This window comes from Aquirufa antheringensis (assembly GCF_004307425.1).
Classification (GTDB): domain Bacteria; phylum Bacteroidota; class Bacteroidia; order Cytophagales; family Spirosomataceae; genus Aquirufa; species Aquirufa antheringensis.
Genome location: NZ_SEWZ01000004.1, coordinates 366,597 through 380,691, shown reverse-complemented (window position 1 = coordinate 380,691; position 14,095 = coordinate 366,597). Strand labels below are relative to the sequence as shown.

General features: G+C 43.2%; 13 protein-coding genes and 1 tRNA gene. 8 read left to right on the top strand and 6 right to left on the bottom strand.

Annotation, left to right across the window (positions count from 1 at the left end; all coding sequences use genetic code 11):
* Positions 1 to 24 precede the first annotated feature (24 nt).
* The gene (locus EWU21_RS10325; RefSeq protein ID WP_130896881.1) at positions 25 to 309 is read left to right on the top strand and encodes an SCP2 sterol-binding domain-containing protein; all 285 of its coding nucleotides are present in this window, start codon (positions 25 to 27) and stop codon (positions 307 to 309) included.
* A gap of 3 nt (positions 310 to 312) precedes the next feature.
* Complete coding sequence (gene mnmE, locus EWU21_RS10320; RefSeq protein WP_130896880.1) at positions 313 to 1,674, top strand: tRNA uridine-5-carboxymethylaminomethyl(34) synthesis GTPase MnmE; 1,362 nt, start codon at positions 313 to 315, stop codon at positions 1,672 to 1,674.
* Between the two features lie 248 nt (positions 1,675 to 1,922).
* On the opposite strand, the gene EWU21_RS10315 is transcribed toward mnmE, so the two are convergent.
* Together EWU21_RS10315 and EWU21_RS10310 are read right to left on the bottom strand one after the other, a co-directional pair.
* Entirely contained in the window at positions 1,923 to 3,353 is a 1,431-nt protein-coding gene (locus tag EWU21_RS10315; RefSeq protein ID WP_130896879.1) for an AAA family ATPase, read from the bottom strand.
* A gap of 1 nt (position 3,354) precedes the next feature.
* On the bottom strand, positions 3,355 to 4,464 hold the full coding sequence (locus EWU21_RS10310) for a vWA domain-containing protein (protein ID WP_130896878.1): 1,110 nt from the start codon (positions 4,462 to 4,464) through the stop codon (positions 3,355 to 3,357).
* A gap of 57 nt (positions 4,465 to 4,521) precedes the next feature.
* Between EWU21_RS10310 and EWU21_RS10305 the strand changes: the two genes are divergently transcribed.
* Positions 4,522 to 5,187 (top strand): hypothetical protein, encoded by a 666-nt coding sequence (locus EWU21_RS10305; protein ID WP_130896877.1) that lies wholly within the window; start codon positions 4,522 to 4,524, stop codon positions 5,185 to 5,187.
* Between the two features lie 285 nt (positions 5,188 to 5,472).
* Here EWU21_RS10305 and EWU21_RS10300 read toward each other — a convergent pair whose 3' ends face one another.
* Both EWU21_RS10300 and EWU21_RS10295 read right to left on the bottom strand, forming a co-directional pair.
* Positions 5,473 to 5,814 carry a P-II family nitrogen regulator gene (locus tag EWU21_RS10300; RefSeq protein ID WP_130896876.1) on the bottom strand — a complete coding sequence of 114 codons (342 nt, stop codon included), beginning with the start codon at positions 5,812 to 5,814 and terminating at the stop codon, positions 5,473 to 5,475.
* A gap of 18 nt (positions 5,815 to 5,832) precedes the next feature.
* Positions 5,833 to 7,086 (bottom strand): ammonium transporter, encoded by a 1,254-nt coding sequence (locus EWU21_RS10295; protein WP_130896875.1) that lies wholly within the window; start codon positions 7,084 to 7,086, stop codon positions 5,833 to 5,835.
* A gap of 101 nt (positions 7,087 to 7,187) precedes the next feature.
* Between EWU21_RS10295 and EWU21_RS10290 the strand changes: the two genes are divergently transcribed.
* Positions 7,188 to 9,071 (top strand): family 20 glycosylhydrolase, encoded by a 1,884-nt coding sequence (locus tag EWU21_RS10290; RefSeq protein WP_130896874.1) that lies wholly within the window; start codon positions 7,188 to 7,190, stop codon positions 9,069 to 9,071.
* Positions 9,071 to 9,730: a DNA/RNA non-specific endonuclease gene (locus EWU21_RS10285; protein WP_130896873.1), complete on the top strand. Its 660-nt coding sequence runs from the start codon at positions 9,071 to 9,073 to the stop codon at positions 9,728 to 9,730. Before EWU21_RS10290 ends, EWU21_RS10285 begins: the two co-directional genes overlap by 1 nt.
* On the opposite strand, the gene EWU21_RS10280 is transcribed toward EWU21_RS10285, so the two are convergent.
* A complete protein-coding gene (locus EWU21_RS10280; RefSeq protein WP_130896872.1) occupies positions 9,722 to 11,587 on the bottom strand; it encodes a glycoside hydrolase family 88/105 protein in 1,866 nt (621 codons plus the stop codon). The two genes, EWU21_RS10285 and EWU21_RS10280, sit on opposite strands and share 9 nt — an antisense overlap.
* Before the next feature lies 1 nt (position 11,588).
* Complete coding sequence (gene kduI / locus EWU21_RS10275) at positions 11,589 to 12,419, bottom strand: 5-dehydro-4-deoxy-D-glucuronate isomerase (protein ID WP_130896871.1); 831 nt, start codon at positions 12,417 to 12,419, stop codon at positions 11,589 to 11,591.
* Between the two features lie 65 nt (positions 12,420 to 12,484).
* On the opposite strand from kduI, the gene EWU21_RS10270 reads away from it, so the two are divergent.
* The 3 genes from EWU21_RS10270 (at position 12,485) to EWU21_RS10260 (ending at position 14,084) form a co-directional block, all read left to right on the top strand.
* Positions 12,485 to 13,192: a hypothetical protein gene (locus EWU21_RS10270; RefSeq protein ID WP_130896870.1), complete on the top strand. Its 708-nt coding sequence runs from the start codon at positions 12,485 to 12,487 to the stop codon at positions 13,190 to 13,192.
* Positions 13,182 to 13,931, top strand: a complete 750-nt coding sequence (locus tag EWU21_RS10265; RefSeq protein ID WP_130896869.1) for a tRNA (adenosine(37)-N6)-dimethylallyltransferase — start codon at positions 13,182 to 13,184, stop codon at positions 13,929 to 13,931. The genes EWU21_RS10270 and EWU21_RS10265 overlap by 11 nt, the downstream gene beginning before the upstream one ends.
* Positions 13,932 to 13,996: 65 nt before the next feature.
* Positions 13,997 to 14,084: transfer RNA gene (locus tag EWU21_RS10260), tRNA-Ser, on the top strand.
* The last annotated feature ends 11 nt before the right edge of the window (positions 14,085 to 14,095 follow it).

The window sequence follows — 14,095 nt, the reverse complement described above, 5'->3', positions numbered from 1 at the left end:
TTTTGACCCATAAATTGATATAAAATGACATTTCAAGAAATCAACGAACGTATTATTGCCTTAGCTGCCCAAAAAGGCGGCCAAGGTGTCTCATTCAAATTCGCTTTCCCAGGTGGAATCATCGTCGTAGGTGCGGATGGAGCTGTATCCAATGAAAATTTGGATTCAGATTGCACGATCTCTACCACAGAGGAAACATTCACTTCCATCTTAAACGGTGAATTAAACTCCATGATGGCCGTTATGACTGGTAAAGTGAAAATCTCTGGCGATATGTCTGTCGCAATGAAGTTGACGAATTTATTGTAATCGATGAACTTTACGGATACCATTGTTGCCTTAGCGACGCCCGCAGGGGTAGGAGCGATTGGCGTAATTCGTCTTTCGGGAGATCGAGCCATCGAGATCGTGAACGCCGTTTTTAAGCCCAAAGATCTATCCACCCAACCCACTCATACCATCCATTACGGCCGTATTGAGTCCAAAGGGCGTGTCTATGACGAAGTGGTCGCCAGTTTATACATCGCACCGCGTTCCTACACAAAGGAAAATGTGGTTGAAATATCTTGCCACGGATCCCCTTTCATCCAAGAGAGTATCCTTCAATTGTTTGTAGAACAAGGGGCTCGCTTCGCTCGCCCCGGCGAATTTACCCAGCGCGCTTTCCTAAACGGAGCATTCGACCTAGCCCAAGCAGAAGCCGTAGCTGACGTCATTGCCGCCGATTCTGCCGCTGCCCAAAACGCCGCTTTGCATCAATTACGCGGCGGTTTTTCGAAAGAATTAGCCGCATTGCGCGAGGAATTAATCCATTTTGCTTCCCTAATCGAGCTTGAATTAGACTTCGGTGAAGAGGATGTGGAATTCGCGGATCGCAAAGATTTGGAAGCTCTGGTTAATCAATTATTAACGAATATCCGTCCACTCGTTTCCAGCTTTAGAGCTGGTAATGCGGTGAAGAATGGGGTGGCAACGGTGATTGTGGGAAAACCCAATGCTGGTAAATCGACGCTTTTAAATGCCTTATTGAACGAAGATAGAGCCATTGTGTCTGATATCGCAGGAACAACCCGCGATTCCCTCGAGGACGAATGGACCCTAGGTGGAATTAAATTTCGTTTAGTTGATACGGCGGGTCTTCGTGAAACTTCTGATGTGATTGAAGCGCTAGGAGTGGAGCGAACCCAGGCGTGGGTGAAGAAAGCGCAAGTGGTCATTTATATGGCCGATGCGACATCTGAAACACCAGAAGGACTCGCGGCAGGCGTGGAAGCTTTAGGGGCGTTGGAAATCCCTGTGATAAAGTTGTTGAATAAGGTAGATCAAATTGCTGACCCTTCTGCATTTGTATCGGCCATTCCTGATTTGATTGCTATTTCTGCCAAAAACCGAGCAGGACTCAAAGACCTCGAAACTGCCTTGTTAAACGTAGTCGGTTTAGATCAAGTGAGCACGAACGGCACATTAGTGACGAATCTTCGTCATTACCAACAATTATTGCAGACCCAAGAAACCCTAGAAGGTGTTTTAAATGCGTTAAAAACGGGTCTAACAGGCGATCTTATCGCACAAGACCTTCGCTATGCCCTTCATCACTTAGGTGAGATAACTGGTCAGATTTCGAATGACGATCTGTTGAAGAATATCTTTGGGAAGTTTTGTATTGGTAAATAATTTCTGCGGAGCAGAAATTATTTACTAAAGATCAAAGCACAAAGTTCAAAGATCAAAGATGGTATCGCCTGCGGCGATGTTTTTTAGAGAAGAGATAAGAGAGTAAAGAGTAAAGAGTATAGATTTAGTTTGATGACTTGTTTTAGAGTCAAGATTCCTTCTTACCATTCGTAAAAAATATGACGAAGGCCATTTTTAAGAATGGTAAGAAGGAATCAGCCATTTTCTAATGGGACTCCAAACTATTTCTAAAACAAATCCTTAAACTGAAATCCATCCTTCAACCTCTCTTTCCCCAACTTCTGATACTCCGCTAGCGCCCACAGTACAAATTCCTTTAAGAACAACTTATCCGCCGCCTCAACATCCGGTTGATAACGAACAATCAAATCCTCTAAAGGCTTAATCTCATTCAACGTCGAAGCATAATCAGCCGCATTACATTCATCATACAATACAACGCCCCCCTCGGCATACACCGCTTCCATTAATGTAGCATATGGACTCTCTTCAATTTTCTTAGAAAGCTTTTCGATCTTAGGGAATAAACCAGGGAAGAACGATTTGATGGCAGAACCGATCAATTGCTCAGCTACAAATGCCGCGCCTTCTTGCTCGCCTTCATAGACTAATTCTACTTTACCAGTAATGGCTGGGATGATTCCCATGAAGTCTGACAAACGTACGGTCGTTGATTTCTCGCGGTTTAACAGAGCACGTCTTTCGGCTGTGCTCACTAAACTCTCCAGCATGGAGATACTCATACGAGCGCTGACACCACTTTTGGAATCAATATATTCACTCTCTCTCGCCTCGAATATTATTTGCTCTAATAAATCGTAGGCTAAATTAGGGACATAAACGCGATCCGATTGAGCTTCGTTAATACGGGCCTCTTGAGATGAAATCTTGCGTGCAATCGCAATCGTTTCTGGATAATGTGTCAAAATTTGAGATCCAATACGGTCTTTCAAAGGCGTCACAATACTTCCTCTATTTGTATAATCTTCCGGGTTCGCCGTGAAAATGAATTGAAGATCTAAAGGCAAACGCAATTTGAAACCACGGATTTGGATATCTCCCTCTTGTAAAATGTTGAATAAGGCTACCTGAATGCGCGCTTGTAAATCGGGAATCTCGTTAATGACGAAGATGCAGCGATTCGCTCTAGGAATCATTCCAAAGTGAATCACCCGGTCATCCGCATAGGATAATTTCAAATTCGCCGCCTTGATCGGATCCACATCACCAATTAAATCGGCTACCGTCACATCTGGAGTAGCTAATTTCTCCGCAAATCTGTCCGAACGGTGTAACCACGCAATCGGTGTCGCATCTCCTTGTGATGCAATTAAATCAATCGCGAATCTGGAAATAGGCGCTAACGGATCATCATTAATCTCTGAACCAGCCACGTAGGGGATGTATTCGTCTAACAGATTAATCATTAAACGAGCCAAACGTGTTTTCGCCTGACCGCGTAAACCCAATAAGTTGATATTATGACGAGACAAAATCGCGCGCTCTAATTCTGGAATAACGGAGTTTTCAAAACCATGAACGCCCTCGAAAACGGTCGTTCCTGCCTCCATGTGTTTAATCAAGTTGTCTCTTAATTCGTCTTTAATCGATTTGCTGATATAGCCTGAGGCCTTTAATTCGCCTAAATTGTGGATCATCTTATTTGAGTCTTTTCTTTCTATTCGTTTCGTAATCTTGGAAAATCATTTCCCCTAAGCCCTTCAAGCCTGTGTAAAAGGCTTTTCCTTGGTTTGCTTCGGTGAATTTGTCCACAAATTGCTGCAGATAGGAATCCCGGGCAATCATAAAAGTGGTAATCGGAATGTGTAATTTACGTGCCTGCGCCGCCTGAGTGTAACATTTCTCCGTTACATAGGGATCTAGACCATTGCTATTCATATAATAGGTACCGTCTTTTTCCCGAACACAGCTCGGTTTTCCGTCGGTAATCATAAATATTTGTTTGTTGGTATTCCTTTTTCTGCGCAGAATATCCATCGCTAATTGCAGTCCAGCCACCGTATTCGTGTGATAGGGTCCCACTTTTAAATAGGGAATATCCTTGATGGAAATGCTCCAGGCATCGTTTCCGAAGACCAGGATGTCGATCGTATCTTTTGGATAGCGGGTTGTAATCAGTTCTGCCAAAGCCATCGCTACCTTCTTCGCCGGCGTAATCCGATCCTCGCCATACAGAATCATGGAGTGGCTGATATCAATCATCAACACCGTGCTCATCTGCGATTTAAATTGCGTGTCCTCCACGACTAGATCCTCCTCGGTTAACTCGAATTCGCCTATTCCGTGATTTATTTGGGCATTTTTTAGACTCTCCGTGAGGGAGATTTTCTCTAAACTATCGCCAAAATGGTAGGATCTAAATTCCCCCGTCATTTCATCTCCCTGGCCAGAAGCCTTGGTCTTGTGATTCCCAGCTCCACTTTTATTTAAGTTACCGAAGATGTTTTCCAGTGCTGTTTGGCGAATCGCCCGCTCTGTTTTGGCCGTAATGCCCATCCCAGAACCTCCATTTTCATCGATTTCCTCGCGGATATAGCCTTTGGCCTTTAAATCCTCAATGAAATCCTCAATGGTATAAGTCTCATCCGTCAGCTCGTATTCTTTGTCTAATTCGCGCAACCACTCGATTGCCTCATCAAAATCCCCCGAAGTATGTGTGATTAATTCCTTGAAAATCCCGAAAAGCTTATCAAAAGGGGAGATGCTCTTCTCCTCAAACTCCTTGAAATAAAAACCCTTTTTATTCATGTCTTTTAAACCCTAATAGCGCTTTAATTGTTCAAATAAACAGCTAAATTTGATAAAATGAGTGACCAAATAATTTCTTTTCGATTTTTATCTTTCCAAGGCTTCGCTAATAAGCGCTTTGCCTTTGCTGAAATGGGTCGCTCATTTGTCCTAAAATGGGAATCAAACGGCCTTTCATTCGCCAAACATCTAGGTGTAGGCGCGGGCAATGGCTTCTCTATTTGGCCTGACTTTTCTTCCTATGCTTTCCTCGGTGTGTTTGATAATCAAGCAGCATCAGATCATTTTTTCAAAACTAATACACGTTGGTTAACACTGTCGTCGCATTCATCAGAAACGAAAGGTTGGGACGCCGTCGCTATTAAAGGCCACGGCACGTGGAATGGATCGAATCCTTTTTCCATTGTGGAGGACCCCGGGAATGGTCCCCTTTTAGTGATGACGCGCGCCAGTATTGTGTGGTATAAATCCCCCATTTTCTGGTTCTACGTCTCACACGCGAGTAAATATTTAGAAAATCGGGCGGGTTTATTGTTTGCCAAAGGCGTAGGCGAATTCCCCCTCATCGAACAAGCGACGTTGAGTCTTTGGGAATCTTCGGAAAGCCTAGATTCCTTTGCCTATAAAAGTAAGGAACACGCGCCTATGATTAAAAAGACGAGGAAGATTGGGTGGTATTCGGAGGAGATGTTTACTCGCTTTAGGGTTATTTTAGTCTTGTGATGCTAAAATGGCCTGCGTCATATTTTGTGCATCACAAGACTAAAATAACCCTAAACTCGAGATCACTTTTCTTTTTCTTAAAGCATAAAGCACAAAGAATAAATATTGACTAATAAGTATAGTTAATACTTCACGAATTCATCGCCGCAGGCGAATCCTACTTTTTACTTTGTTCTTTGTGCTTTGATCTTTGACTTCGCCGAAGGTGAACGATCTTTGAACTTTGGTCTTTGAACTTTGGTCTTTGCATTCGATAATAAAAAAAGGGCCTAAGCCCTTTTTTTATTATCGAATTGCCTCAATCCCCCTCGTCCTCGTCCGGATTCTGATCGCATCCTGAACATCATAAACGAAGATTTTGCCATCTCCCACATTGCCCTCTGAGGCATTGTCAAGGATGACATCTAAGCATTTTTCGAGGTTCTCGTCGCTAACGACGCAGATGATCATGACCTTTGGCAATAAGATCATCGACTTTTCTGTACCGCGGTATATTTCTGAATAACCTTGTTGTAAACCTGCTCCGCGAACGGGAACGACGGTCATACAAGGGATATCGGCATCGATCAAGCCTTTTTGAATAGCTTTTAATTTCGATGGTTTTACAATGGCTTCTACCTTTTTCATATCGTTTTTATTTAGCTATTATTCAAAAGTTGTGTATGCTTCTACTCCAAATTCAACGGCATCAATGCCCGCAGATTCTGCTTTATGGCTCAATCGAATGCCCATCGTCTTTTTCAAGGCCATGAAAATAGCATAGGTTGTAGCAAAAGAGAATACGCTGATCACGGAAACGCCGATTAATTGCGTGATGAATTGTGCACTTTCGCCGGTGATGAATAAACCATTCTTTTGGGAGAATAAACCTACCGCAATCGTGCCAAAGAATCCGTTTACACCGTGTACCGCAACCGCACCCACGGGATCATCCACTTTCATTTTGTCCACCACCACTACCGCGATATCGACGATCGTACCTGCGATAAAACCAATAATCAAGGCTGAATCAGGTGAAACCACATTACAGCCCGCTGTGATGGCCACTAAACCCGCCAAAACACCATTAATCACCATCGTAATATCCACTTTCTTATAGCGGATAAACGTGTATAACATGGTGGCGATACCACCCGCTGCAGAGGCAAGGAAGGTGTTCGTCGCTACAGAACCGATTAAATCCCATTTGCCTACAGCCCCTAAGGTAGAACCTGGATTAAACCCGAACCATCCGAACCAAAGGATAAAGGCTCCTACCGCCGATAAGGTTAAATTATGTCCCGGAATCGCATTGGCTGTTCCGTCTTCGTTGTATTTTCCAAGACGAGGTCCTAAAACGATCGCACCCGCTAAAGCGGCAAATCCACCCATCGCATGAATGGCTGCGGATCCCGCGAAGTCGTTAAAACCACGTAAGGCTAACCAGCCGTTTGGATTCCAAACCCAGTTTGCCGCTAATGGATACAATACCGCACTGAAAATGGCTACATAAATAGCATATGACCACATTTTCATCCGTTCAGCTACACCGCCAGAAACGATGGAGATAGCTGCCACGGCAAAGCCCATTTGTATAAACCAAAATAGGGAATTAGAAATGGTCAAACCTAAGCCTAGGTCTCCTTCCATAATTCCAGTGTCAAAAGCCCAATAGCCATTGGATTTGCCATAGGCAATTCCGAATCCGACTAAATAGAAGGCAACACCACCGAACATGATGTCGATCATTACTTTGGCAATAATACTAATGGCATTCTTTGAACGGACGAATCCAGCCTCTAAAAGGGCAAATCCTCCTTCCATTTGGAAAATAAGAGCAGCGCAAAGGGCTACCCAAACCGTATCAATAGCGTGTGTGAGTTCCACTTGCTGAGCAGCAAGCGTGACAGTTTCATTCATGGTTTTGTGTTTTGTATATAATGCTTCGTTTGCAAAAATAGAAAACGATTTGGAATATTCTGCATTTTGATGGAACTTTAACCCTATACAAAAACCTATTTATGAAAAAAATCATTGCACTCTTTTGCCTAGGCTTAAGCTTCGTTTCATCCGCACAAATCCCATCGATTATCCCCATTCCATCACAGGCGGTATATCCTTCCGGGAAATTCGTTTTACCTGCTGCTATTTCAATTTCAGGTCCCTCTGATGCTCAATTGAAAGTGGGATATGCGACCTTATTGTCCAAATTAAACAAGGCGACAGGTCGCCAGGTTTCCTTGAAAAATAATGGTTCTGCGACTATTCAACTGCAAATCGTGAACAACGCTAAACTAGGAGCGGAGGGATATGAAATGCAAGTGAATGCGAAAGGAGTTGCCATCAAGGCGAATAAGTCTGCTGGTTTATTCTACGGAATTCAAACGCTTTTACAATTACTGCCTAAAGAAATTGAATCAAAAACAGTCGTTAAAGGAGTAAACTGGTCGATTCCCTACGCACAAATTACCGATACGCCTCGTTTCGCTTGGCGTGGCCAAATGTTCGATGTGGCTCGTCACTTCTTCACTAAACAAGAAGTGAAGCAATTCATCGACGATATGGTAGAATACAAATACAATATTTTGCATTTCCACTTGACGGATGATGAGGGCTGGAGAATCGAGATTAAATCCTACCCTAATTTGACGAAGAAAGGCGCCTATAATGTGAAGAAAGTAGGTCGTTTCACGACTTTCTCTAAGCCTGAGCCTAATGAGCCACGTAATTATGGTGGTTTCTACACGCAAGAAGATATCAAGGAATTGGTCAAATATGGTCAAGATCGTTTCGTCAATATCGTGCCAGAAATTGATGTGCCTGGTCATTCGATGGCGGCCGTTGCGTCTTATCCAGAACTTTCCTGTACCCCAGGTGCAGATAAATATGAAGTGATTTCAGGAGAGCCTTTCATTGATTGGTCACATGGACATCCAGAGGCTTTGCAGGATAACACGCTTTGTCCGGCGAATGAGAAGGTCTATACATTTTTAGACAAAGTGATGGGCGAAGTGGCCAGCCTATTTCCCTATGAATACATTCATATGGGAGGAGATGAGTGCCCTAAGAATTATTGGGATAAAAATCCGGAGATTTTGGCTTTGAGAGCACGCGAGGGATTGAAAAATTCGCAAGAGGTGCAAGCCTATTTTGTGCGTCGATTAGAGAAGATTATAACCTCTAAGGGTAAGCGCATGTTAGGCTGGGATGAGATTTTAGAGGGCGGAGGATTGCCAAAGGGAACGGCTGTTATGTCTTGGCGTGGCATCGCCGGCGGTGTAGAAGCGGCTAAATTAGGTCACGAAGTGGTGATGACACCTAATAATAATGTCTATGTGGATCTAATGCAAGGTGATAAAGCCATCGAGCCGCCTGTCTATAAAACAGTTAGATTAGCCGATTCGTATGCCTTCAATCCAGTTCCGGCGGGTGTGGATGCAAAATTAGTGAAAGGTGGTCAAGCGAATATGTGGTCGGAACAATTGTTCAATTACCGCCATTTGCAGTACATGATGTGGCCTCGGGCGCTAGCCATTTCTGAATCTCTTTGGTCCCCAAATGAAAACAAGAATTGGGATAATTTCATTGGGCGTGTGGAAGATCACATGGCGCGTTTTGACGTAGCAGATAAGAAATATGCTCCTTCTATGTACGAGGCCATTGTGAATGTGAGCAAGAATGCAAAAGGTGAATTATTCGTAGAATTAAAGAATGAAATCTCGGGTTTACAGATTCACTATAGCTTTGATAATTCGTATCCAGATCAACATTATCCCACAGCCAATGGCTTAGTGGCTGTTCCTAAGGATGCAGAACTACTGCGCGTCGTATCGTATCGTGGAAATAAAATGGTAGGTCGTACGATGAACATTTCACGTGCGGACTTAGAAAAAAGAGCTAAATAATGCTTTTAAACTTTATTTTTAGTCTATTATTATCAGTAGGGGTGCCCAATATTTCGGGCGCCTCTTCTGCTTCTACGACTAATTACCTTTCAGTGAAGAAAGGCTATGTAATGTCCTATAATGGGGTAGAGGGTAGAGCTAATTGGGTGGGATGGACATTGAAGGCTAGTGATATAGGGGCGATACATCGTTCCGATAGATTTATCCAAGATGAATCTTTTCCCCGCGGATTTAAGATCGTGGATGAAAAGGATTATAAACATTCAGGCTATGATCGTGGGCATTTATGTAATTCTCAAGATCGGACTTCTACACAATATTTAAATGATGAGACCTTTCTGATGTCCAATATGGTTCCGCAAACGCATGAATTAAATGCGGGGCCATTTAAGATGCTGGAGGAATATTGCAGAAAGCTTGTGATTAAAAAAGGGCAGCATCTATTAATCTATTCCGGTGGAATAGGAGCAAAGGATCGATTATTTTCTGGAGTCATCGTTCCAGCCTATTGCTGGAAAGTAGTGTATACACCAGATAAAATCTGGTGTATACTTTTTCCAAATGAACGAGTTTTGAACAAAAACTGGCAGACCTATGCGGTTCCTTTGGAAACCCTAGAGAAAATGACAGGTTTTCGCTTTCCGAGGAAATTATCGTAGCATATACATAGCCAGTTTCTTAGCCGCTAAGAAATTCTCGAATTCTAGAGGTGTTCTACGGTTGTTTGTATACTCGGTATACAACCAAGGATCACCCAGCGCAAATACTTTTCCTTTACCCACTTTCGCTGTAGCCATTACCACATGACCTAGGTGATTCACTAGTGGCTTCGCATTGCCGCTTAGTTTTAATGTCGTTATTTCTTTAATGTAGACTTTTTTAATTGAATCAAAAACTTCGTTGCCTGTCGGTATCATTACAGCACCTTGCTCCCAGTTGCGACCTTGAACGAAATTCAAGTTAGGAGCGACGAATTCGATGCCAAAACGTTTAGCTAAGATATTAAACTGAGGAATCTCACAGTTTGTCGTGTCGTTTGCTAACAAGATCAAATTCCCACCAGCTTTTACCCAAGCCTCGATTTCATCTGCAGCCTTAGTCGTCATGAAATTAGGCTTCGCCGATTCTTTGTAGCTATCTGGATCCACAATGATGTAAACAGAAGCTCCTTTCAAGTTCTCCCGCGTAGGAGAGGCTCCCAAGGTATCTAACGTAGCGCCTAATTGTTCAAATTGAATGCCCCATTGGTTAAACCCAGAGTCCTTGCGATCCTCCCAAGTATAGTGGAAGCGATTGCCGTTTTTAGTCTCGTGGTTAAAGAAATAGTCTAATACTACTTTTTTGCCGGCACCGATGGGTAATTCTTTGGCAATCTCCATCTCTAAAGATGCCAGAATAAATGGACCTACACCTTTCAAATCATCTTTGCGTAAGGGTTCGCTCAAATAATAGTCGTACGATCCATCCCGGTATGGCACACCTCCTAAGCCACCCACAGTGACCGTTTTCTCTAAATGGATGTAACCCTCCGCGTCTTTGGTGATGAATTCTTTCAAGATTCCAGCGTATCCTTTCTCCGCGTTTTTGCGGAATGAAGCAGGTAAATAGCCTTTTCTAACACCTTTAGCGAAGGCATAAACGAACATGTTCGAACAAGATGCCTCGAAATAGTTGCCTTTTTTGCCTGGATAACCCGGTAATTGATACCAAACACCCGAAGTAGGATCTTGAATCTTTGCGATCGCAGCTGATAATTGATTTAATTGTTGGATTAAGATTCCCCTAGATAGGTGATTCTTAGGCATATAATCCAGGACATCGACTAAGGCCATTACATACCATCCCATCGAACGACCCCAAAAATTAGGCGAATGTCCGTTCGATTTGTCCGCCCAAGGCTGTGCTTTAGCTTGATCGTAGGCGTGGAATAAAAGCCCTGTTTTCGAATCAATCGCGCCTTTGTACATTAACTGAAACTGCTTGACGATGTCAGCCCAATTGTCTTGTTGTGTGATTTGACCATATTCTGCATAGAATGGCTCTAACATATAGAGTCCGTCTAACCACATTTGGTTTGGGTATCTTTTCTTATGCCAAAACCCGCCATCCGCATCTCTCGGTTGCTGAGAAATCTGATTTCTCAATAAATCAGCGGCCTTTTTGTAGCGCTCGTCGCCTAATTCTTGGTACAGATACAGGAGCATTCTGCCCGTCGTAATGTTATCAGAGTTATACTCGTCGAAATGGTAGGTGCGAATGTTACCAGTGGCATCTACGAAACTGTCGATGTTCTTTTTAATGTAGTTAAAGTAGGTGGCGTCACCCGTTCTTTGGTACACATGCTCTAAAGCTTTCAATACCAAACCTTGCTCATAATCCCAGCCCGCCGGTTTTCCCACTTTCACAGTAATGGAATCGGTGTGGGTATGCATAATGGACTTAGCCATCAGCTCGGAGTAATTTTGGGCTGAAACCGCGGTGCTTAACCCTAACAAAAGAACGATCAGTTTTTTCATGTTAACGTAATTCAGAAATTTCTGCAAAATCCATATCGGTATAATCCTTATTCTCACCCGCCATTCCCCAAATAAAGGAATAATTTTTTGTACCCGCTCCACTGTGAATCGACCAGGGCGGCGAAATAATCGCTTGGTGGTTATGCACCCAAATGTGCTTGGTTTCAGTCGTTTCACCCATCAAATGCAATACAGCGTGACCTGGTGTTACATCAAAGTATAAATAGGCTTCCATTCTTCGGTCGTGTACGTGTGCCGGCATCGTATTCCAAACTGAACCCGGTTCTAAAATCGTCAAGCCCATCACTAATTGACAAGATTGAATCCCCTCGTTGTGAATGTATTTATAAATGGTACGGTGATTCGATGTTTCTAAACTACCTAAAACCACAGTGCTCACTTGCTCGCGATCTAATTTGGCATTCGGGTAATTGGCGTGCGCTGGGGAAGACAATAGGTAGAATTGCGCCGGATTATCCGAAGATTCCGAGCTAAAGCTTACCTCTTTTACGCCACGACCCACATAAACAGCTCCTAATTTATCGATGGTAAATGACTCGCCATCCGCTGTCACTGTTCCTTTGCCGCCTACGTTTATAATCCCTAATTCGCGTCTTTCAAGGAAGAAATTAGCCCGTAATTTTTCGGGATTAGGCAGGTGCAAGGTGTTCAATACAGGCATGGCTCCACCGATGATCATGCGATCATAAATAGTATAGGTTAATTGTATCTGATCCGCGTGAAAGATTTTCTCAATTAAGAAATTATCTCTGATTTCTTGGTTCGTAAAGGTGGAAACCTCTTTTCGGCTCGCCTCAAATCTATAGTCCATTCTAATATGTTTTTTTGTTTTCAAAGCGCTTTTGCGCCTAATTCTACTGTATATTTACACGTTTTATGCCAAAAGAGTTCCCACATACCCTCGCTCATTTCCTCCTTTCGATCGGTTTCCAATCGATGGGTGATGACTTGTGGCAACAAGAGGAGTCAAAGGTACGCGTAAAAGCGATGCCAGGAGAAAGCCAGGAGGGTGATATTTGTATTGGGGAAGATCAATGGCTCATGCGGCGCTCCTCTATTGAAAAACATTTAATTGCTCGAGTGAAGTCTTTACGTTCCGTTTTTGCCCGCGATACGCGTATCGTTCCGATTGATGCGGAGACGGCACGGGAATTTTTAGACAAAGAACACGTCAAAGGATTTTTAAAAGGATCCAGCTACCTAGGTTGTATCGTTCCGCCTCACCGGGTTTTTCGGGGGATTGAAAGTTCGTATACTTACGAGGGTCATCCACTGCTGGCGGTGGCGGTTTTTGGGAAATCAATAAAGATGAAAGAAGCTGGACTTGAGGGATGTCATTCGGGAGAATTAGTGGAAATTGCTACACTTTCTAGCATTCGTCTCGTAGGAGGTTTGACGAAATTCTTACAGGCCTACAAAGATTTGCATCCGGAAACGCATAATGTGATGACTTATGTGGACAAGGAATGGAATAAGGGCAAAGGTTTTTTGGCTGTAGGCTTTGCCAAAATAGGAGAGACGGCCCCCATTCAGTTGGGTAACCGAATGAATAAAGGGAATTTAAAATTACGTTATGTCTACTGATCAGAAGCTTATCGTTTTGTTGGGGCCTACTGCTAGCGGTAAAACGGCTTTGGCCGTAGAACTTGCGTGCGCCTTAGATGGCGAAATCATTTCAGCAGACTCTCGCCAAATTTACCGTCGCCTCGATATTGGTACAGGAAAAGACTTAAAGGAATATGGTTTCATCCCATATCATCTAATCGATAGCCATGAAATAGGAGAGTCTTTCTCCGTTGCCCATTTCCAAAAGGCCGCTTTTGATGCAATCAACGACGTTTTTGCGAGAGGAAAACAACCCATACTTTGTGGCGGAACGGGGTTGTATATAGAATCCTTACTAGCGAATTACCAATTTTCTCATGTGCCTCATTTCTTGTCAGAACCTTTGGATATTCAATTTAAGTATACCGTTTTTGGCCTAAACCCATCCACTGAAACGAGAAGAGAGAAAATAAGCACTCGTTTTCAGGCTAGACTGAAAGAGGGAATGTTAGAGGAAGTACAGCAGCTTTTATTTGATGGGGTCCATCCAGAAGAATTGCGTTGGATGGGCTTGGAATATAAATGGATCGTGAATTATGTGGAGGGAATAATTACCAAAGAGGAATTTGAAAAAGGCTTGGAAACGGCGATTCACCAGTTTGCTAAACGCCAAATGACGTATTTTAGGAAAATGGAACGGGCCGGAATTGAAATTAATTGGATTCCGGATGCCCTTGATTTTCAGGGGAAAAGAGATTATATCTTGAATTTTATCTAAAATTTTGAAGAAGAGTATTGCAAAATCTGGAAAAACGCCTTACTTTTGCAATCTCTTAAGGAGACAGAGAGTTGGCAGAGTGGTCGATTGCGGCAGTCTTGAAAACTGTTGACTGTTACAGGTCCGGGGGTTCGAATCCCTCACTCTCTACCAGAGCGAAAAGC

Coding starts and splice junctions, on each gene's coding strand:
- EWU21_RS10325 (WP_130896881.1), top strand. CDS start 25: ATGACATTTCAAGAAATCAACGAACGTATTATTGCCTTAGCTGCCCAA.
- mnmE (WP_130896880.1), top strand. CDS start 313: ATGAACTTTACGGATACCATTGTTGCCTTAGCGACGCCCGCAGGGGTA.
- EWU21_RS10315 (WP_130896879.1), bottom strand. CDS start 3,353: ATGATCCACAATTTAGGCGAATTAAAGGCCTCAGGCTATATCAGCAAA.
- EWU21_RS10310 (WP_130896878.1), bottom strand. CDS start 4,464: ATGAATAAAAAGGGTTTTTATTTCAAGGAGTTTGAGGAGAAGAGCATC.
- EWU21_RS10305 (WP_130896877.1), top strand. CDS start 4,522: ATGAGTGACCAAATAATTTCTTTTCGATTTTTATCTTTCCAAGGCTTC.
- EWU21_RS10300 (WP_130896876.1), bottom strand. CDS start 5,814: ATGAAAAAGGTAGAAGCCATTGTAAAACCATCGAAATTAAAAGCTATT.
- EWU21_RS10295 (WP_130896875.1), bottom strand. CDS start 7,086: ATGAATGAAACTGTCACGCTTGCTGCTCAGCAAGTGGAACTCACACAC.
- EWU21_RS10290 (WP_130896874.1), top strand. CDS start 7,188: ATGAAAAAAATCATTGCACTCTTTTGCCTAGGCTTAAGCTTCGTTTCA.
- EWU21_RS10285 (WP_130896873.1), top strand. CDS start 9,071: ATGCTTTTAAACTTTATTTTTAGTCTATTATTATCAGTAGGGGTGCCC.
- EWU21_RS10280 (WP_130896872.1), bottom strand. CDS start 11,587: ATGAAAAAACTGATCGTTCTTTTGTTAGGGTTAAGCACCGCGGTTTCA.
- kduI (WP_130896871.1), bottom strand. CDS start 12,419: ATGGACTATAGATTTGAGGCGAGCCGAAAAGAGGTTTCCACCTTTACG.
- EWU21_RS10270 (WP_130896870.1), top strand. CDS start 12,485: ATGCCAAAAGAGTTCCCACATACCCTCGCTCATTTCCTCCTTTCGATC.
- EWU21_RS10265 (WP_130896869.1), top strand. CDS start 13,182: ATGTCTACTGATCAGAAGCTTATCGTTTTGTTGGGGCCTACTGCTAGC.